17 protein-coding genes are annotated in these 18,598 nt (G+C 48.2%); 12 read left to right on the top strand and 5 right to left on the bottom strand.

Translation table 11 applies throughout. From position 1 onward, the window contains the following. Positions 1 to 37: 37 nt before the first annotated feature. Positions 38 to 1,471, top strand: coding sequence for an alanine/glycine:cation symporter family protein (locus tag B3A20_RS08555; protein WP_290763572.1), 1,434 nt, complete (start codon positions 38 to 40; stop codon positions 1,469 to 1,471). Positions 1,472 to 1,712: 241 nt separating this feature from the next. Here the strand turns inward: B3A20_RS08555 and B3A20_RS08550 are convergent, their stop codons facing one another. From B3A20_RS08550 to B3A20_RS08540, 3 genes are all read right to left on the bottom strand, one after another. Continuing rightward, entirely contained in the window at positions 1,713 to 2,708 is a 996-nt protein-coding gene (locus B3A20_RS08550) for an Rpn family recombination-promoting nuclease/putative transposase (protein ID WP_290763570.1), read from the bottom strand. 497 nt (positions 2,709 to 3,205) lie between these two features. Beyond that, positions 3,206 to 3,745: a hypothetical protein gene (locus B3A20_RS08545; protein WP_290763567.1), complete on the bottom strand. Its 540-nt coding sequence runs from the start codon at positions 3,743 to 3,745 to the stop codon at positions 3,206 to 3,208. Between the two features lie 62 nt (positions 3,746 to 3,807). Then, complete coding sequence (locus B3A20_RS08540; RefSeq protein WP_290763564.1) at positions 3,808 to 4,983, bottom strand: hypothetical protein; 1,176 nt, start codon at positions 4,981 to 4,983, stop codon at positions 3,808 to 3,810. A 1,024-nt stretch (positions 4,984 to 6,007) separates the two neighbouring features. Here B3A20_RS08540 and ffh point away from each other — a divergent pair. Next, positions 6,008 to 7,372, top strand: a complete 1,365-nt coding sequence (gene ffh / locus B3A20_RS08535; RefSeq protein WP_173564720.1) for a signal recognition particle protein — start codon at positions 6,008 to 6,010, stop codon at positions 7,370 to 7,372. 14 nt (positions 7,373 to 7,386) lie between these two features. On the opposite strand, the gene B3A20_RS08530 is transcribed toward ffh, so the two are convergent. Next, positions 7,387 to 8,760, bottom strand: coding sequence for a GGDEF domain-containing protein (locus tag B3A20_RS08530; RefSeq protein ID WP_290763560.1), 1,374 nt, complete (start codon positions 8,758 to 8,760; stop codon positions 7,387 to 7,389). A 323-nt stretch (positions 8,761 to 9,083) separates the two neighbouring features. On the opposite strand from B3A20_RS08530, the gene rpsP reads away from it, so the two are divergent. The 10 genes from rpsP (at position 9,084) to B3A20_RS08480 (ending at position 16,849) form a co-directional block, all read left to right on the top strand. After that, positions 9,084 to 9,497 carry a 30S ribosomal protein S16 gene (rpsP, locus tag B3A20_RS08525; RefSeq protein ID WP_073424630.1) on the top strand — a complete coding sequence of 138 codons (414 nt, stop codon included), beginning with the start codon at positions 9,084 to 9,086 and terminating at the stop codon, positions 9,495 to 9,497. A 183-nt stretch (positions 9,498 to 9,680) separates the two neighbouring features. Beyond that, on the top strand, positions 9,681 to 10,235 hold the full coding sequence (gene rimM / locus B3A20_RS08520) for a ribosome maturation factor RimM (protein WP_290763558.1): 555 nt from the start codon (positions 9,681 to 9,683) through the stop codon (positions 10,233 to 10,235). Further along, positions 10,232 to 10,936, top strand: coding sequence for a tRNA (guanosine(37)-N1)-methyltransferase TrmD (gene trmD / locus B3A20_RS08515; RefSeq protein WP_014547027.1), 705 nt, complete (start codon positions 10,232 to 10,234; stop codon positions 10,934 to 10,936). The genes rimM and trmD overlap by 4 nt, the downstream gene beginning before the upstream one ends. Positions 10,937 to 10,952: 16 nt before the next feature. After that, entirely contained in the window at positions 10,953 to 11,300 is a 348-nt protein-coding gene (gene rplS, locus B3A20_RS08510; protein WP_073424632.1) for a 50S ribosomal protein L19, read from the top strand. A gap of 31 nt (positions 11,301 to 11,331) precedes the next feature. Continuing rightward, a complete protein-coding gene (locus B3A20_RS08505) occupies positions 11,332 to 12,240 on the top strand; it encodes a Crp/Fnr family transcriptional regulator (RefSeq protein WP_290763554.1) in 909 nt (302 codons plus the stop codon). Then, the gene (locus B3A20_RS08500; RefSeq protein ID WP_290763552.1) at positions 12,237 to 13,136 is read left to right on the top strand and encodes a Crp/Fnr family transcriptional regulator; all 900 of its coding nucleotides are present in this window, start codon (positions 12,237 to 12,239) and stop codon (positions 13,134 to 13,136) included. The genes B3A20_RS08505 and B3A20_RS08500 overlap by 4 nt, the downstream gene beginning before the upstream one ends. 146 nt (positions 13,137 to 13,282) lie before the next feature. After that, positions 13,283 to 13,648: a preprotein translocase subunit YajC gene (yajC, locus tag B3A20_RS08495; protein ID WP_015732288.1), complete on the top strand. Its 366-nt coding sequence runs from the start codon at positions 13,283 to 13,285 to the stop codon at positions 13,646 to 13,648. Positions 13,649 to 13,650: 2 nt separating this feature from the next. Beyond that, complete coding sequence (gene def, locus B3A20_RS08490) at positions 13,651 to 14,190, top strand: peptide deformylase (RefSeq protein WP_173564726.1); 540 nt, start codon at positions 13,651 to 13,653, stop codon at positions 14,188 to 14,190. Between the two features lie 38 nt (positions 14,191 to 14,228). Beyond that, positions 14,229 to 15,443 carry a SpoIID/LytB domain-containing protein gene (locus B3A20_RS08485; protein WP_290763546.1) on the top strand — a complete coding sequence of 405 codons (1,215 nt, stop codon included), beginning with the start codon at positions 14,229 to 14,231 and terminating at the stop codon, positions 15,441 to 15,443. Continuing rightward, positions 15,440 to 16,849 (top strand): MiaB/RimO family radical SAM methylthiotransferase, encoded by a 1,410-nt coding sequence (locus B3A20_RS08480; RefSeq protein WP_290763544.1) that lies wholly within the window; start codon positions 15,440 to 15,442, stop codon positions 16,847 to 16,849. Before B3A20_RS08485 ends, B3A20_RS08480 begins: the two co-directional genes overlap by 4 nt. Before the next feature lie 127 nt (positions 16,850 to 16,976). Here the strand turns inward: B3A20_RS08480 and B3A20_RS08475 are convergent, their stop codons facing one another. Beyond that, positions 16,977 to 18,446, bottom strand: coding sequence for a carbohydrate binding domain-containing protein (locus B3A20_RS08475; protein WP_290763542.1), 1,470 nt, complete (start codon positions 18,444 to 18,446; stop codon positions 16,977 to 16,979). Positions 18,447 to 18,598: the final 152 nt, after the last annotated feature.

The raw sequence follows: 18,598 nt of genomic DNA, 5'->3' as shown, positions 1-18,598 counted from the left end.
AAAAATTTTTCTACTATTTATCCAATAGGAGAATTCTATGGTCAACCCCTTACATCCCGTTGTTTCGGCGCTTAACACCGCCCTGTATGATTTCTACATTGTCCCGCTGTTTTTGATTGTTGCTGGGGTATTCCTTTCAGTCCGTTTGGGATTTCCGCAAATCCGCTACCTGATTGAAACATTCCGCGTTACCCGCGAAAAGCCTTTGCACAAGCACGGCATTTCGTCATTTGGAGCCTTGATGGTCTCGACCGCCTCCCGCGTGGGCACCGGAAACATCGTCGGTGTTTCATCCGCTATTTGCCTCGGTGGTCCAGGCGCCATTTTCTGGATGTGGGTCATCGCCATCCTCGGCGCAGCCTCCGCATTCGTAGAATCTACCCTCGCCCAGATTTACAAACGCCATGATGACGAATCAGGGCACTCCTACGGCGGACCGTCCTATTACATCCATACTGCACTCGGCAAACGCTGGCTAGGCGTTCTCTTCTCAGGCTTTGTGCTCCTCACCTACATCGTGGGCTACAACCTGCTCGCTTCGTACAACATTCAAGACTCCCTTACCGGATACAAATTCTACGACAAAGCATCGACACCGTTCATCGTCGGATTCATTTTAGCCGCCCTCTTCGCATTTTGCATCTGGGAAGGTGCCAAGAAAATCTCCACCATCACAAGTTACCTAGTCCCCTTCATGGGAACTATCTACGTCATCGTCGCCTTCGGCATTATCATCTACAACATCTCGAATGTTCCTGCCATGTTCGGCACGATTTTCAAAAACGCATTTTCTTTTGACGCTGGATTTGGCGGCTTCGCCGGAAGCTGCATCATGTACGGCATCAAGCGCGGCCTCTACTCCAACGAAGCAGGTATGGGTTCTGCCCCGAACGCAAGTGCAAGTGCAAGCGTTTCGCACCCCGTCAAGCAAGGCCTCGTGCAATCGCTCTCCGTATTCATCGACACGCTCCTCATCTGCTCCGCCACAGCCCTCATGTGCCTCTCGACCAACATCGAGCCCAGCAAGGACATTTCGGGAATCATTTACGTACAAAAGTCTCTCGCCTCCGTTCTCGGCAGCAACGGCGCCATCTTCATCACATTCTCCATGTGCCTCTTTGGCTACACCACGCTCATCGGAAACTACTACTACACCGAAGGCTGCCTCCGCTTCATCTTGAACAGACGCCCCACCAAGAAAATCCGCAACGTATTCAAGACCATCGCGACCGCCATCGTCTTCTTAGGCGCCACCTCCAGCGCATCGTTTGCCTGGGACAGCGCAGACCTTTGCCAAGGCCTCATGGTCCTCGTGAACATCCCCGTCATCTTGATACTCTCGCCAATCGCCATCAAGGCCCTCAAAAACTACACCGACCAAAAGAAGAAAGGCCTCGAACCCGTCTACATCGCAAAAGAATGCGGCGTCGAGCAGCCCACCGACTACTGGAATCCAGGACAGAAGCTGTAAAAATAGCTGTATACACACGCACAAAGGACAGGTTACTTCAACCTGTCCCTTTTTTATTCACGAAACGTCAAAAATTATTTAGTAGATCCGGCAAAACTATTCGAGTTACGAGGCAAGATTCAAACATTTTGCATTTTCGGGAAAAAACAAATAAAAAGATTTTGCATTTTCGTGAAAAACGACAAGAAAAGCAGGTCGTTCGCACGGCCTGCTTTTTTGCATTCTTAAAACTGAATTTCAGCTATAAACTGAGAATTTCCTCTTCGGAAAAACCTGTTGATTTAGCGATTATAGAAACATCGACATTCTGTTCCTTGAGACTTTTCGCCATTTGGCGTTTTTCCTGATCCGCTTTCGTCCGCTCGGCAGAAGCCCCTTCAGCAAAGCCTTCCGCCCTGCCTTCGGCAAAACCTTCTTCCTTGCCTTCGGCAAAACCTTCTTCCTTGCCTTCAGCAAAAGCGTTTTCGCGTTCAGCCATCACATCCGTCATTTTCTTTACCTCGCAGTTGAAAAGCTCTTCTGCAAAATTAATCAATTTCACCGATTCAAGCAACCGCCTAAACGTTTCATTCTGCATAATTTTTTCAGGAGCAGGTTCTTCCTTGATAACAACCCTGATAGCACGGAGCCACTGAGCAGCATCAGATTCGTCATCCTTGGTAAATCCCAACTTTTCGAGCTTGAAAAACTTTTCGATTTCCACGAAAACCTTCTGAACCTTCGGGAAGAACTTCTTGCCATGACACATTTCATCGACATGATGGATGTATTCATGTTCTTCTTCCGGGAAAAGTTCAAAATCCAGAAGTCCAAGAAAATAGATATGCGGCAATTCAAATTTTTCGCTCTTATGGACCTGATTTTCAATAACACGTGATACATAGTATTCCACGCGATCCTTGAAAAACTTGTCCTTCTGCTGTTGAATTTCAACAAGAACCTTTTCGCCTGCATTGGTCGTACCAATGATATCGACAATACAGTTTTTCTTATTGAAAATACCCGGGAATTCCTGCATTTCCAGCGAAATTTCCCCGATGGCATCGCCACCATGCAAGTCAAGCATCGCATTCAACAGCGAAATGAGAAGCGAATGTGACTTTTCCTCCGTGAATACAATCTTGAAAACGCCATCACTCAAAAGATAAGCGTACTTGTACATTTTTTGATATTTGGCAAGGTTCTTCGGATCCTTTTCCATATCCTTAAGCATTTTATAGTGCTGAGAACAATCCATATTTGATTCATCCCGCCAAACGGGATGTCCTTTTTGAATGGTTAAACAGTTGTGATTTGCAAACTAGAACCTCAACAACGACAGCAGAACACAGCGATCGCCACAAGGCTATCGTTCGCAAACCTTTAACGACAAGGCTTTACGTCTACCACATTTTTCTTATGACAGACGGTGCTCTACGTTAATCGCCAGGGGGCCAGTTTCCCCATAGGGTGTATGCTGCCTCGAATATTTTCGCCTGCCAAGCGAAACAAAGGGAGGTCGGCGTCAAGCAGATAGTGAAACAACCTGCCCGGATCGAATACGCTGTCAGCAGGACGAGATGCTATCAATACCATGAATATACCATTTCAAAACTTTGCGTGCAAGGGGCCGAAGTTTTGGCAGATTTTAACGGAATAAATAGAAAAAGCAGGTCGTTCGCGCGGCCTGCTGTTTTCATAATTTTCTTTGAGGGCGTTCCCGCACATATATGTGCGTCGGGCTATATTGCAAGGCTACGGTTCACCAGCCTTAAAAATCAAACCCCGAGCAGCTCGATATTTGACTCTTTCTGCAAATTTTGGATTATTTTCAAGCGTATTTAAGTTATACCATGTACCAACAGCAGGAACATCAGGGAAATCTGCAGCATCGAATTCCTTGCCAAAGATGATTTCTTCAATCCACCCTCCGAGACCTATTTTTGAAACAATGGCATCGGGGCAAAAGGACTTCATAAAGCGAAAAGAATACCCATTATGGGAACCTTTGCCATATGCACACACCCAAATTTCGCTATAGCCCTGTTTTGTGTAAGGTTGCCAACTAGTCAAGAAAGCAATCCCAAGCGGAGGACAGAGTTCTCCAAATTCAGTGTCAAAAGTCCTTCCTAAATAGGTGAGATTTTTGCCATTTTTTAAAGGGTATTCACACAAAGTGGTCCCGTTCACTTCTATTGCATTTACATCATCTGCATAGTAAGCAAACGGGTCTCCACTAGTGGAATAAGTATAGTCATACTTCGGATAAGTAGGCTTGCGAAAGTTCTGCGCCATACTTAGCGAAGAACCTGTAAAAAGTATCAAGCACAAGATAAACAAAAACATTTTTTTAAACTTTATCTTTTAGAAATATTAAAACGAGATAATTCATTATCGTAAGCATCATAGATATGTCTCTCAATATGATCAGACCAAAAAGTATCGTCAATTGTTACAGAAGAACTTGTATAACCAACTAATCTATAATGCGGTGATCCTCCTTCTTTAAATAATGTTGCGCCATTTTCATCACAAACATAAATCCAATCTCCATCTTGATACGCGGTTCCAATTACTTTTTTAGTCCCACTCTTTTTAGCTTTACTTTTAGGGTTAAACTCCGTTGGCAGGCCAAAACTTCTATTGACATTTTCAGTAGCTTCAGCCATTCCCTCTGCAGCGGCCCCCAAACACGAAAAAATACCCTTTATAATTTTTCCTATAAATAGAACAACCTTAACAAAGACGACTACAACATACAAAGCTTTTTCACCATGCTCGTCAATTTTACCTTCTATTTGGGCTTTCGTCTTCAAAAACCACTTTTTGTGTCTTACAATAAAAGGCTGTCTAAGAATCCCTTTGAATTCCAGAACGCTCATAAGAGCAATACTCAATATAAAAGAAATCCAAACACACACCGTCGAATCAGTTATGTTAAAAAGAGCGATTTTCGGAGAAAAAGCGATAACCGGTATCAAGGATACAAAAACGCCCAACATAAATCCATACAGGAGAGGTCTTAAAATTCTTGTCAAGATTTTTCTGTATATCACAGTAACAGCAATGAGAGCCGCAGCAACCACTCCTACTACAACAGAAAGTACAGTTCCCCATTCCTTATTATCCTGCGCAGCCATGAAAAATACCAAAGCCACCAAAACTTCCACAACAATTGCAGCTACGGCATATCTTTTTTGAGAACGGATGTCTTTTTGTTCCATCCACTCTTGCTGTTTTGCAGGCGTAAGTTCATTCCATTCCTCTGGAGTAATTTTTTCATTCCAATAATGCTCGTGAAGATCGGCCTGCGCCATCGCTCTAAAATCGGAAGCATTTTCAGGAAACATTTGAGCCATCACCCAATAGAAATTCGCAAGTTTTCCGTCAAAAGACTTTATGACTTCTTGCTTGATTTCTTCATTTTGTAAAAAATCATTGGTACATTCAAGAATAGACGCACTATTTTTCTGAGCCATCAAATCCTTGATTTCGGCAATTTTCTGTTCTTGTTCTTTTTTAAGTTTTATCATAGGATTCCCTTAAATTGCTTATTGTTCTTTATTTCCTTGTTATATTCATTCACTAAAATGGAACCGTATCTACATCTAAAGGATCTTTGTCATAAGGGCATGCTCGTTGCATTCTATCGCCACATTTTTCACATACATGAACATCTCTATGTTCCGCACAGTAGAGATAAGTTTCACCCGGATTAATCGTCTCTCCACATTTTGAACATTTCATAATGACCTCATCTAATATTAATCATTTTATTAATTCGTAAAAACATTATTACAAAGTTTGTGAATAACCATCTCCATTAGCTTCGAATAAGCTAACACAGCCATCTTCAATTTTAGCGACATAAATCATAAAAACAATCCCTTTATCCCGCAAATTGTTGCACACCATGCCGCGCGGGTTTCGGCACGATGCGTTTTGCGCATGCAAAAACCACAGCCAAGTTTCAATTAAAACCTGCTGTTCGCCCCTGCTCAACAAGGAACTTCACCAAATTTCGTGAGAATACAAAAAAGGCGCAGATCGTTGCATTTACCACCTTGAGGCTCTGCAAAGCCTATTACCGATAAACGCAAACGACCCACGCCCCAAAAGGGCTGTTGCCCTTGGTCATATGACCAAAGCCCGACTCTAAAAGTCGGCATAGCAAACTGAAACATACCGCAAAACGGCATGCCTGCGTGAGCGTTCGCCTTGCTCTCGGTAAAGTGAAATTTGCAGATTTCAAGGTGAGAACAAGAGCAAAAACTCTATTTCGTTAAAAAGATAACTTAAAAAAGAGCGAAACACACAAAAAGTTTACAAAAGAGTGAACTTTTCTTCAAAAATGAGAAATTTTTAAAGGATTTTTAGGGTGGGTGGGCGGGGAAAGCCAGGCGTTGCGGGCTGGCGTCTGAAGCCCGCTAGAAAGGGTAGCGGAAGCCGAGGCTGAAGCGAGGGAGAGACTTCTCCCTCCCCCATGTGGCTTTTTCACTCATATTTCTCTCGTCTCTCGTCTCTCGTCTCTCGTCTTATTACTAAATTTGACCCACTATGTTTTCACAGCTGACTGATTCTCTAGAAAATACTCTCAAGAACCTGCGTGGGCAGGGCAAACTTACCGAAGAAAATGTGGCGGAATCGCTGCGTGAGGTGCGTCGTGCGTTCCTCGCTGCCGACGTGAACTTCAACGTGACTCGCGACTTTGTGAAGTCCGTCAAGGAAAAGTCCATGGGCGCCGAAGTGCTCAATTCCGTGACCCCGGGTCAGCAGATTGTGAAGATTATCCACGACGAACTTGTGGCCGTCATGGGTGGCGAAACTAAGGAAATCAATCTTTCCGCACCATCTCCGGTGGGCATCATGATGGTTGGTCTGCAGGGTTCGGGTAAGACGACTTTCGCAGGCAAGATCGCTCTCTGGATGCGCAGCAAGAAGAAGAGGAAACCGCTCCTCGTCGCTGCTGACGTTTACCGTCCGGCCGCTATCAAGCAGTTGCAGGTGCTCGGCAAGTCCATCGGCGTTCCGGTTTATGACGAAGGCCAGGGTAATCCGGTCGAGATCATCAAGCACGGCTACCAGTATGCTAAGGACAACGGTTTTGACCTCGTGATTTACGATACGGCAGGCCGTTTGCAGATTGACGAAGAGTTGATGCAAGAACTTGAAAAGGCCCGTGACGCGGTTCATCCGGACGAAATTTTGTTCGTTGCCGATGCTATGATTGGTCAGGAAGCGGTGAATGTCGCCGAAACGTTCTGGAACCGTCTGAACTTCACGGGCGTCTGCCTCTCGAAGATGGATGGCGATACCCGCGGCGGTGCAGCGCTCAGCATCAAGAAGATGACGGGCGTGCCTATATGCTTTATCGGTGTAGGCGAAAAGCTGAACGAAATCGACCTTTTCCACCCGGACCGCATGGCTAGCCGAATCCTCGGCATGGGCGACGTGGTCTCTCTCGTTGAAAAGGCTCAGCAGGTCATCGATGAAAAAGACGCGAAGGACCTCAAGAAAAAGATTCTCAACAACACGTTCGACTTGAACGACTTCTTGAAGCAGCTCCGCACAATCAAGAAGCTCGGACGCATCAAGGACATTTTGAGCCTCATCCCAGGACTCAACAAGCTCCCGCTCGACCAGATTGACGAAAAGCAGTTGGTCTATGTGGAAGCAGTGCTCAGTTCCATGACGCCGAAGGAACGCAAGAAGCCGCAGATTATCGACGGTAGCCGCAAGGCCCGTATCGCAAAGGGTTCTGGCACGGATGCCGCCCGCGTGAACGCAGTCCTCAAGCAGTACGAAAGCATGAAGGAAATGTTCAAGAAGGTCGGCGATTTCGCCAAGCGCCAGAACAACGGCGGTACGATCGGTTCGAACTACACCCCGCCTAAAGACAAGAACAAGAAAAAGAAGAAATAATCGAACGCTCGGCGCTAGATATTCATTCTCGCACCGATGGTTCTGATAATCGTATTGATAATTTCGTCGCGACCACCCTTGAGGGACATCTTGTTCCTGTACATCATGGCGTCGGCGCGTTCAAAGACTGCGGCTGTATTTTCGTCGTGAGCCTTGTCGTACACGGAAATGCCGCAAGCCACAATAACCTTGTCTTCTTCGGCATTGCGCTTTACGGTTTCATAAAATTGCTGTGAAAGCTCTTCGCGGTTAGTGAAATCAGACCCACGCAAAACTACAACAAATTCATCACCGCCCACGCGGAATACGGGGCTATGCTTAAAGGTTTCGCAAATAAGCTTAGCCGCATCCCTAATGTATATATCACCCGTCTTGTGTCCCTGCGTATCGTTTACAGTCTTGAGGCCGTTCACATCACAAAGAGCAATCGCAAATTCAATATCCTTACCGCACTTGATTTGCTGATCCAATTTCTTTTCAAATTCACTGTAAGCGTTCTTGTTCCTGATGCCGGTCAAATCATCGTGGCAAGCCTTTTCATAATTGGCACTCGCCTCTTCCCTGATTTTCTGTTCACGGCGCACCTGCGCATCCACGTTGGTCACGCTGATAACGACATGATTCTTGTCGGCATAGACAGCCACCAAATTCACGTACATCGGACCATTGGGGCTATTCAGTCGGTACGTCATTGAGAACACACCATGTTCATCGAGTTCACGCAAGAAAGCTTCTCGCTCTAAAGCGGCAGTAATCAAAGGAATATCTTCACTATAGATGACCTGCATGGCATCCTTCTTCAGCTGATTGAAGAAGTCATCGCCTTCAACCGTAATGCTCAACTCACAAAACAAGCGTTCGCTCTTGTACTGTGCAAAATGGTCTGTCACCAAATCCACCATGTACAAGGCATCATAGCGCTCAGCAAGCGCCATCACAATTTGTCCGTAAACCTTGCTCTTGGACGCCTTCTGTTCCAATTCCAATCGTTCACGTTCCTGCTTATCAATGTTGGTCACACCAATAATCAAATATTCCCGCCCCTGCGAACGGCCAAGGACAGCCTTCATCTGGAACCAGACGGGTTCCCCTTCCACCAGCAGACGGTACTTGAAATTAAAAGCGTTATCGTCTTGAATCGCTTTCAAGAGCGTTTCGCGGTTGATATGCTCCGAGAACGACTGTTTGTCTTCGGGATAGACGACGGCTTCCATATTAACCTTCGTATCCGCCCAAAAATTTCGCGTATCGGTCAGTTCTAGCTTGGTATGCTTGCCTCGAAATGCAAACATAGCATACTGATTAGTCTCGTTATCGACAAAGAATACGCACTCGTAATCAAGTGAAAGTGCAGATGCAACATCTTCAAAAGTCAATTGCATATCCATAGAATGGCCCCTCAAATCATTATACATACTTAATATAACTCTTTATTTGGGGAGAAAATCGAAAAACAACTGGAATTCAGCCACAGATTGTAAGAAGTTTGAAGTATATCACACATTGGTAGTCCGTCGACTCAAATTTGGCGTTTTTGAATGAATTTCGGCAATTTTATAGATTTTCGCGCCGCTCAACAAATTAATTTATAAGAAAAGGACGGATTTTTTTTCATTGCCGTCCTTTACACACAAAAGCAAGTTTGCTATATTTGGCATCAAAAGAACTAAAACCCCGAAATTTCGGGAAAAACCCCATAAAGAGGTATAAAATGGCAACTGTTATCCGTCTCGCCCGCTTCGGCAAGCGTCACAACCCGATCTACCGCATCGTCGTCATCGACAACCGCAAGGCTCGCGACGATAGCTTTATCGAACAGGTCGGTTTCTTCAACCCGAACCTCAAGCAGCCGGAAATCCGCTTCGAACAGGAAAAGGTCCTCAAGTGGCTCTCCGTCGGTGCACAGCCGTCTGACACTGTCAAGTCTCTCCTCAAGAAGACTGGCATTTCTGACTTGTTCCACGACCTCAAGGCAAACCGCTCCATCGAAGGCAAGGCTCCGGTCGCTCGCGAAATCAAGTCCAAGCAGCGCAAGTTGAGCCCGAAGGCTCAGGCTCGTCTCGAAGCTGAAAAGGCTGCCAAGGCAGCTGCTGAAGCTCCGGCCGCTGAAGAAGCACAGGCTTAATTACGCCTTTAACAAAGAGTCTCGTGCCACACGCACGGGACTTTTTTTTCTTGCTAGTCAGCAGTCAACAGTCATTAGCTTTTAGTTATAAAACGCACCGCAGGTGTCAAACTTCAACTAATGACCAATGACTAACAACTAATAACAATATAACTTTCTCTCGTCTCTCCTCTCTCGTCTAATATGGACTCTCAAGAATACATCACCGTCTGCCAGCTCATGCGTGCGCATGGCGTCAAAGGCTACATCAAAGCGATGCCCCTGACCCACGACCTGACTCGCTGCAAGAGCCTTAAAGACGTGCGCGTTCAAAAGAGGAATGGCGAAATTTTGGAACTCACCCTCGAAGATGCCAAGCAGGCAAACAACCTCTGGCTCTTGAAATTCAAGGGTTTCGACACTCCAGAAGCACTCTCCCCGCTCGTCAATGGCGACGTCATGATTCCCGAATCCGAACGTCTCCCGCTCCCCGAAGGCGAATACTATCTTGACGACCTGGAAGGTTTCCGCGTCCACACCGAAGACGGTCGCAACGTCGGTGAAGTCATCGAAGTGCAAGAACTGATGACGGTCGATGCGTTCCTCATCAAGTTCGACCTTGCCGTGCAATCTGAATTCAGCAGCAAGTCCATCCTCGCCCCTTGGATTGACGATTGCGTCAAGGAAATCAACGACGAAGAAAAGTTCATTGTTTGTGATAGCGACTATTTAAAATCCGTTTGCCCGGAGGAACGATGAAGATCGACTGCATCACCATCTTCCCCGAAATGTTCGCGCCGATGAAAAGTTCAATCATGGGCCGCGCACAGGCAAAAGGCTTGTTTGAGTTCAATACAGTCTATCTGCGAGACTTCGCCATCAACGCCTACGGGCAGGTGGACGATGTTCCGTACGGTGGCGAACCGGGCATGGTACTCCGTCCCGAACCGCTTGCGAAGGCCATTCGCAGCACGGGAGTCAAGGAAGATGGCGGAAAAGTCATCTACCTCACGGCAGATGGCGTCCCCTTCACACACAAGATTGCCAAAGAACTCTCTCAAGAAAACCACCTTGTTCTTGTCTGCGGACACTACAAGGGAATCGATGACCGCATCCGCCAGACCGAGGTCGACATGGAAATTTCCATCGGGGACTTCGTCGTAAGCGGAGGCGAACTTCCGGCGATGCTCGTCACGGACGCCGTAGTGCGACTGCTAGACGGGGCTCTGGGCCACAAGGAATCCGGTGAAACGGACTCTTTTGCGCAAGGCGTTTTGGGCTGGCCTGTCTACACCCGCCCCGAAGAATTCGAAGGAAAAAAGGTGCCTGAGGTGCTACTTTCCGGTCATCACAAGAACATTTCAGAGTGGAGACGTCAAGAATCGTTAAAAAGAACGCAAGAAAGACGCCCCGACATCTTTAAAAATCTTGAAATAAATACTACATTTGGCGACAAATAATAACGAGGTACACATTATGTCCCTGAACATTGAAGCAATCCAAAACGAAAATTTGAAGACCGACCTTCCGGAATTCCGTGCTGGCGATACCGTTACCGTTAACGTCAAGGTTATCGAAGGTACCAAGGAACGTATCCAGCCGTTCAAGGGCGTCGTTATTCAGCAGAAGAACTCTGGCATCGGCAAGTCCATCACGGTCCGCAAGATGTCCGGTGCAGTCGCTGTCGAACGTATCTTCCCGGTCAACTCCCCGCGCATCGACTCCATCGTTGTCGAACGCTCTGGTAAGGTTCACCAGGCTCGCATTTACTACATGCGCGACCTCCGCGGTAAGGCTGCACGTATCGAAGAACGCCAGGCTTAATTAGCCGGACTTCGAAGGCGGTTATTTCCCGATGATTACGGGGAATTCGCAACCAAGACTTATCCCGCCCACGCGACTCCGCGTGAAGGCGGGTTTTGTTGTATCCTCACCTCAGGACGAAGACAAGAAAATCATCCTTTTGAACGAAGGTGAGCTTGTCGCACTCGATCCAAAAGCGAACAACAAGGTCGTTTTCAAGATCCATCCCGGAAATCTCGTGGGCGTAGGCGCCCTGCTTGAACGCGAACCCGTACGCTATATTTTCCAGGCGACCACCGATTCCACCATCACCATCATCAATGACGAGTGCATGGAATCCGAGCTAAAGGCGCTCCCCGTCTGGCTTTTGGCAGCTATCAAGGCGATTTCGGCCAAAACGCGCCGCATCAACGAGTCCATCCGCGCAGCAAAGACGGAAAACCCGCTCGAAAGCCTCGCCTCATTCTGCAAATTCTACAGCAAAGACGAAATTTTGCAAAAGCAGTTGCTGTTGCAAGAATTCTCGTGGCTTACCAAAACGCCGTTCCCAGCCGCGAACGAAGCGCTAAAGACGCTTATCCGTCGCAAGATGCTCATCCAGCAAGCCAATGGCTCGACGCTTACCATCCCTGATCCGCGCCTTCTCGAAATTTTTGCGGATTACCTCAAGACGCAAGAACTTGAACTTCCGTGGCTTCCGTTCAAGCTCACGCTCCAGCAAAAGAGATGTCTCGTTTGGCTATCGACTCTCGAGCCAGACACGACCATAGAAGGTTCCGCATGGATGAATTTATTCAAGGAACACAACCTTGAAGTTGGCGTTACAGACTGGCTCCAGATGCAGCAATTTGAATGGTTCATCGAAAAAGAGAACCATCTTTTCTCCCTTAATTTTGACAAAGTAAATTACTATTTATTGGCTTTGCAGTACGAGCCAAATCTCAAGGGGACGGTCAAATGATTTTGAGAGAAGGCGAAAATCTCTGCCTGCAAGGCGACCTCACCCATTCATTTTACATCGTCAAAAGCGGTACGCTTACAGCAACTTCTAAGGACGAGCAAAACGGCACACAAGTCCAAAATTTCGGCCCCGGTTCCACGTTTGGCGAACTCAGCCTCATCGCAGGCGAACCCATGGAATACACGGTCCGCGCCGAAGAAGACTGCGAAATCGAAGTCATTCCACAAAGCGCCTTGCACAACACAATGAAAGAGCAACCCATCTGGCTCAAGTCTATTCTCGCGTTCCTCACGCAGCGCAATCACATCGCGCAAGAGAACAAGCGCAAAAGCGACTTGATAACAACTTTCCCGTCGCTGTTGTTCGTGCTTTCGAGAGAGCCAGCAAAAGATATTAGTTTAGTCGCACTACAAGACGAAATCGCTCAATTTTCAAAGCTTTCCGCACTAGGAACATACAAACTATTAATTATTTTACAGGACTTCAAGCTCGTCCGTTTGCAATCGGAATCCGTATCTGTAGAGAACAAGCCACTGATCAAGATTCTCTACGAAACGCTCCGCCATCGTGCCATTTACAAGAGCACATCGCCGAACATCCTTTCGCTTACCGACCAGGCAATCCTCACCGCATTCGTGAAAGCCGCCTGCGACAAAGGCGAGCTCCAGTCCGACGGTCTCGTTGCTGTAAACTTGAACGATTTGATTGAGCAGACCAAGCGCACCATGCACGGAATGAGCCTCACCCCGCGCAACCTCGAAACGCTTTTGCAAAAGCAGCTCCTCAAAGAGCTCCCCAAAGAAAAATATTGCGCCAACTTCGACAGGCTCCTAAACCTGCTCGAACTCAATCGAATCTATCCACTGCTGGATAAAAAATTAATTACTGGCCAGTAGGCAGTAGTTAGACGAAAGAACGGCGTTTCCCGCCTACAGACGAAAGATGTTTTTAAGAGACATTTCTCTCGTCTATCGTCTCTCGTCTCTCGTCTAAATTTCTATTTTTCATTGCATAAAACATTCACCCTTTTACAAGGTTCAATATGAAACTCTCTGCACTTCTCGTGACTCTTTCCTCCATCGCCGCTTTCGCTCAGGACGCAGCCGCACAGCCGGAACAGCCGGGTGCTCTCGCTAGCTTCCTCCCGCTCATCCTCCTCTTTGTGGTGATGTGGCTCTTCTTCATCCGCCCGAAGCAGAAGGAAATGAAGCAGATGGACGAAATGCGCAAGCAGCTCAAGAAGGGCGACAAGGTCATGACAGCCGCAGGCATCATCGGCACCATCGCTAGCATGGAAGAAAACATCATCACGCTCCGCACTGGCACCTCCACCATCGAATTCGAAAAGGCAGCCATTCTCCGCGTCATCAACAACGACACTTCCGCTAAGGTCGAAGAAAAGAAGTAATCATGGCCATTCTCCCCATCAGAATTTACGGTGACCCGGTGCTTCGCAAAAAGTGCGAACCCATCACCGAAATCACGCCGGAACTCCGCCAGCTCGCAAAAGACATGCTCGAAACCATGTACGATGCTCCGGGCTGCGGCCTTGCCGCTCCGCAGATTGGCAAGAACATCCGTCTCGTGGTCATCGACACAGCCATCCCAGGCGAAGAAGATCCTCGCCCCTACATCATGTTCAACCCCGAATGGGAAGCTGAACCGGATGCCAAGAACGTCGATTACGATGAAGGATGCCTCTCCCTCCCGGATATTTTCTGCAACGTTGTCCGTCCGGACCGCGTGACAGTGCGTTTCTTTGACATCAATGGCGAAGCCCAGGAAATTCATAACTGCGAAGGTCTGTTCGCCCGCTGCATCCAGCACGAATGCGACCACCTCAACGGCGACCTCTTTGTCGATAAGATCTCGACGTCAGACCGCACGCTGAATCAGTCCAAGCTCCGCAAGATGGCAAAAGAAACCCAGGCGAAGCTCAAAAAGAAATAAGGTCCATGGGCCTGCTCCGGATATTTTCAGCAGTTGCTTTGACGACACTCTCTTTGGCGACCCCATCTCTTGCGGCCGGCAATTCTGAGTATAGCCCAATCGAAGCAAATAGCGTATCCGAGCAGACCATCGTTCCTCAAAAAATCAAGAAAGAGCTCAACCGCCCTATCCAGGTGGGTGTTTTTGTCGGTGTGCCAAACATTTTCATCCGTCAAAAGAACGAAGAACTGCACATCACCGCCTCTAAAGGCAAACTCAAAATCAAGACAAAATCAAAGCGCCAGCAGACCGCTGACCGACGCGTTTTCAAGGCCACGGGTTCATCTGCAAGCGATTGCATTGCCATTGCAACAGACAAGGCAGGCCTCAATAAAGCCTGCTACAACGGTGAATTTATCGTCACCGCCAATGGCAACAAGCTAAACGCCATCAACGTCATCGACATTGAAGACTACTTGCGAGGTGTCGTTCCTTACGAAATCGGCAAACTCGACGAATCCAAGTTCGAAGCGCTCAAGGCCCAAGCCGTTGCCGCACGTACCTACGCCTACAAGCACTTCGGTAGCCGCACAGCACAAGGCTTTGACGTTTACGCCGACACACGCGACCAAGTCTACAAAGGCCTCCACAGCGCCACAGCACTTACAGACAAAGCAGTCCGCGAAACCGAAGGCGTCGTGATGACGTACAACGGAGAATTCATCACCGCCTATTACCATTCCACTTGCGGTGGCGAAACCGAAGGCGTAGTCACCTGGGGTCGCCCAGACCACCCCTACCTCAAAAACAAGCCCGACCTCCGCCCCGACGGAACGCCGTGGTGCCGCGAATCCAACTACACCGAATGGACTCGTGAATTTACCGAAGACGAACTTCACGATTTATTCCAGATAAACGCAAAAGAAGCAAAAGCAAACGTCCCAAGTTTTTCGAGCATCAAGTCGATGCACATTCAAGACACGCTCAAAAGCGGTCGCATCCACACGCTCGTCATCGAAACGAATAACGGCTCGTTCACAGCAAAAGCAGACAAAATCCGCTGGCTTTTCAAGCGCGGTGGCACCATCCTCCCCTCCAGTTTTTTCCGCATCCACAAGAACGGGAATGAATGGATTCTCAAAGGCAAGGGATTCGGGCATGGCGTTGGGCTTTGCCAAATGGGCGCTCGCGCACGCGCTCAGGCGGGCCAAAGCTACATCCAGATTTTAACGCACTATTACCCCGGCATCACGCTGGAAAAATTCAAGAGATGATAGTCGTTTTAAGCCAGGGCTGTGCCGCAAATTTCGGTGACGGTGAAAAGATTGCGCGCATTCTCTCCCAAAAATCCGAAGTCACGTTCGAGTTTCCGGAAGCGAAGGCCGCGCATTCCACAAGAGCAGCGAGTTTTTCTTCCAAGACGCCCGCGAATCTTGTAAATGCCGAGAATTCCACAAGCGCCGCGAATCCCGCGAACTTCAGCACAGAAAAGCCCGAAGCGTTCTACTTGAACGTTTGCACGGTCAAGGGCAATGCAGGCGCCATGAAGCTTCTGCGCAAAGCAGCGAGCACATTTCCAGGCGTTCCCATATACATCACGGGTTGCGCCCCCAAGGACTTCCGCGAAGAAGCGCTCCGCACCGTTCCACACGTACAATTCACAAGTCTAAAAGAACTTGAAAATTCGGCAATATTACCAACCCAGTCCGCGCAATCACCCTCAAGCCAGATAAACGCGCGCACTCCCGACAGCAATAAAGCCTCTCGCAATGTCCTTCGCGAATCCCCGTTCGTCGGCATCGTGAACATCGAAGAAGGCTGTCTCGACGCATGCGCCTTCTGCAGCACGCATCTCGTCAAAGGCCGCCTCCACAGCTTTGCACCCAACGCAATTGTCGATCAAGTCCAAGCGCTCGTCGATGACGGTTGCCTCGAAATCCAGCTCACCGGCCAAGACTGCGCCTGCTACGGCTTTGACATCGGCACGAATATCGCCGAACTCACGCAGAGAATCCTCACACACGTGAACGGCAATTACCGCATCCGCCTCGGCATGGGCAATCCGCGCCATGTCCTCAGCTATCAGGAGGCGCTACTAGATTGCTTCACGGATGACCGCATTTACAAGTTCATCCACATTCCCGTCCAAAGCGGCAGCGAAAACGTGCTCAAGGCGATGAACCGCCGCCACACAGCACGCGACTACGCGACCCTCGCTCACGCATTTACCGAGCGATTCCGCAAATTCACGCTCAGCACCGACCTTATCGTCGGCTATCCCGGCGAAACCGCCGCAGATTTCAACGACACGTTAACGCTCTTGAAAGAAACTCGCCCGACCGTCTGCAACATCACGCGTTTTGTCGCGCGCCCAGGCACCGTCGCCGCGCGTCTCGAAACAGCATCCAACCAAGCGGTCCCCGACGATATCAAGCACGAGCGTTCAGCTATTCTCGCCGAAGCGTTCCAGCAAATCGCTCTCGAGAACAACCGCGAATGGATTGGCGACGAATGCACCGTTGTCACCGAAAAGCCCGGCTACCGCGCCGGAACCACCATCGCCCGCAACGAGGCCTACCGCCCCGTCGCATTACAAGGCACCTTCCCAGCCGGGAAAACGCTCCGCGTCCGCATCACCGGTGCCGAACCCTTCGCACTGCTCGCAGAACCACTCGTCTAAAAAGCAGAACAGGTATAAACGGACTGCGCGCATTTTTAACGCACTCCCAAAACATTCACAATTGCAAAAAAGTCCATGACATAGAAATTGCCATGGACTTTGCAAAAAGCTTTTTGCGAGCGCTTAACTACTTCACAGAATAAATTCTGCTGAAGGAGCCGTTTTTCACAACATACAAGCCTTTTTCCAGCTTCATTGAATTCAATTTCGACTGGACGTCATTCACGCGCACGCCCTTAAGATTACATATAAAAGCGCCATTCATATCGTACACGCTAAGCGTTCTTTCGCCAGTAAGCACGCGCACGTTCTTCGCAAGACCAAGCGTACCTTCGACTTTGCTCAACACCACATTGTCAATGAACACGCTACCCGTAGCAAGGCCCGCATTGAAAGAAACGCGTCCATTTTCATCCGTAGCTTCATTCATGGTGAACAGAATCTCAAAGCTCGTTTTCTCAGTCCCTAAGTCAAAAGTCTTCGCCTCGCCCAGGTAACTCGTCCACGGGTCCGTATCCTTTTCGATATTCACTTCAAGCGTTCTCGCCACAGATGCATAGGCATCGAAAGTCACCTTGTAGCTTTGACCTTTTTCGTAGTGGACGCCATTCTGAATCATTTGTACATCATAAGCATTCGTACCCGTCTTGGTCACATTGATTTCGGCCTTGCCATCGGTTAATTTCAAGGAGCCTTCGCCACTGTGGTTGTTGAGCGTCCAGCCTGCAAGCTTGAGCGAATCTGAGAAAGAACCATTAAACACGGAATCCCTGTTTGTAGGAACTTCAATCGACGGTGTAATCGAGGCACCATCCAAAGAATACTGTTTCACGAAATTCCAGATGTCAGAAACATCGGCCTTGGAAGGGCTATGGCCACGGCCTTCAAGCTTAAGGTGTTTAATATAAACGCCTTCATCGCAAGGGCCCCAAGTATACATCGTTGCACCCGAATTTTCGGAATTGGGATAGTTATTCTGGACTTCCGCCTGAGACGGGCAATGGAACTGGTCGCGATAGTTCTTAAGAAACCCTTCAACCTGGCTGTAATTCAGCACGTCATCGTTTGTTCCATGCGGATGGATAATCGGGACTGGACGCATCGCTTTAGACGCACCCATCACATTTGTACCAGAAGTCGGTGCAAATGCCGCTATTTTATCTGCAATTTTACTCATGGCATGGTAAGTGAACATACCGCCCATCGAAAATCCAGAAAGATAAACTCGCTTCGGATCAATGTCATATTCCTTGACCATCTGCTCGATAATTTGTACGACCCACTTCGTATCCTTGTCACCGCTGATATCCCAGGTACTCATCCCTGTTCCACCTCTAGGATACACGACGACAAAGCCCGCCGTATCGGCAACCGCTTCCCAATGCGTATTGGACTGTTGGTAATTGGGGTCTTGGTCCATGCCATGGCACGAAATGAGCAAAGGGCTCTTGGGCGCGAGATTGCTCGGTGCATACACGTGGATATCTCTGCCCGACACTGATTCTTTTTTATAGTCGTTTAGCGATTTTCCGCCACCGCCACCCCATTGGGCAAAAGAGAACGACGCGGCTACTAAAAGCAATAAAGGAAATTTCATTATGTACTCCTCTTGATTCCTTCATGTTTTACCCTTCGTTTTTATCCTTTCCCTACTTAAAATGTATATTCAAAAAATATCGGAACAATACGTCCCGCTTAATTACCGATGTAAACGCAAACAACAGAATAATTAGTAGAATTTAGCGCTTA

Origin of the sequence: Fibrobacter sp. UBA4297, from assembly GCF_002394865.1 — a bacterium.
In the GTDB taxonomy this organism is placed as follows: Bacteria; Fibrobacterota; Fibrobacteria; order Fibrobacterales; family Fibrobacteraceae; genus Fibrobacter.
This window is presented reverse-complemented; position numbering and strand designations above follow the sequence as displayed.

What these genes read in the sequence shown, in the direction of transcription:
- B3A20_RS08555 (WP_290763572.1), top strand. Translation starts at nt 38, where the DNA reads ATGGTCAACCCCTTACATCCCGTTGTTTCGGCGCTTAACACCGCCCTG.
- B3A20_RS08550 (WP_290763570.1), bottom strand. Translation starts at nt 2,708, where the DNA reads ATGGATTGTTCTCAGCACTATAAAATGCTTAAGGATATGGAAAAGGAT.
- B3A20_RS08545 (WP_290763567.1), bottom strand. Translation starts at nt 3,745, where the DNA reads ATGGCGCAGAACTTTCGCAAGCCTACTTATCCGAAGTATGACTATACT.
- B3A20_RS08540 (WP_290763564.1), bottom strand. Translation starts at nt 4,983, where the DNA reads ATGATAAAACTTAAAAAAGAACAAGAACAGAAAATTGCCGAAATCAAG.
- ffh (WP_173564720.1), top strand. Translation starts at nt 6,008, where the DNA reads ATGTTTTCACAGCTGACTGATTCTCTAGAAAATACTCTCAAGAACCTG.
- B3A20_RS08530 (WP_290763560.1), bottom strand. Translation starts at nt 8,760, where the DNA reads ATGGATATGCAATTGACTTTTGAAGATGTTGCATCTGCACTTTCACTT.
- rpsP (WP_073424630.1), top strand. Translation starts at nt 9,084, where the DNA reads ATGGCAACTGTTATCCGTCTCGCCCGCTTCGGCAAGCGTCACAACCCG.
- rimM (WP_290763558.1), top strand. Translation starts at nt 9,681, where the DNA reads ATGGACTCTCAAGAATACATCACCGTCTGCCAGCTCATGCGTGCGCAT.
- trmD (WP_014547027.1), top strand. Translation starts at nt 10,232, where the DNA reads ATGAAGATCGACTGCATCACCATCTTCCCCGAAATGTTCGCGCCGATG.
- rplS (WP_073424632.1), top strand. Translation starts at nt 10,953, where the DNA reads ATGTCCCTGAACATTGAAGCAATCCAAAACGAAAATTTGAAGACCGAC.
- B3A20_RS08505 (WP_290763554.1), top strand. Translation starts at nt 11,332, where the DNA reads ATGATTACGGGGAATTCGCAACCAAGACTTATCCCGCCCACGCGACTC.
- B3A20_RS08500 (WP_290763552.1), top strand. Translation starts at nt 12,237, where the DNA reads ATGATTTTGAGAGAAGGCGAAAATCTCTGCCTGCAAGGCGACCTCACC.
- yajC (WP_015732288.1), top strand. Translation starts at nt 13,283, where the DNA reads ATGAAACTCTCTGCACTTCTCGTGACTCTTTCCTCCATCGCCGCTTTC.
- def (WP_173564726.1), top strand. Translation starts at nt 13,651, where the DNA reads ATGGCCATTCTCCCCATCAGAATTTACGGTGACCCGGTGCTTCGCAAA.
- B3A20_RS08480 (WP_290763544.1), top strand. Translation starts at nt 15,440, where the DNA reads ATGATAGTCGTTTTAAGCCAGGGCTGTGCCGCAAATTTCGGTGACGGT.
- B3A20_RS08475 (WP_290763542.1), bottom strand. Translation starts at nt 18,446, where the DNA reads ATGAAATTTCCTTTATTGCTTTTAGTAGCCGCGTCGTTCTCTTTTGCC.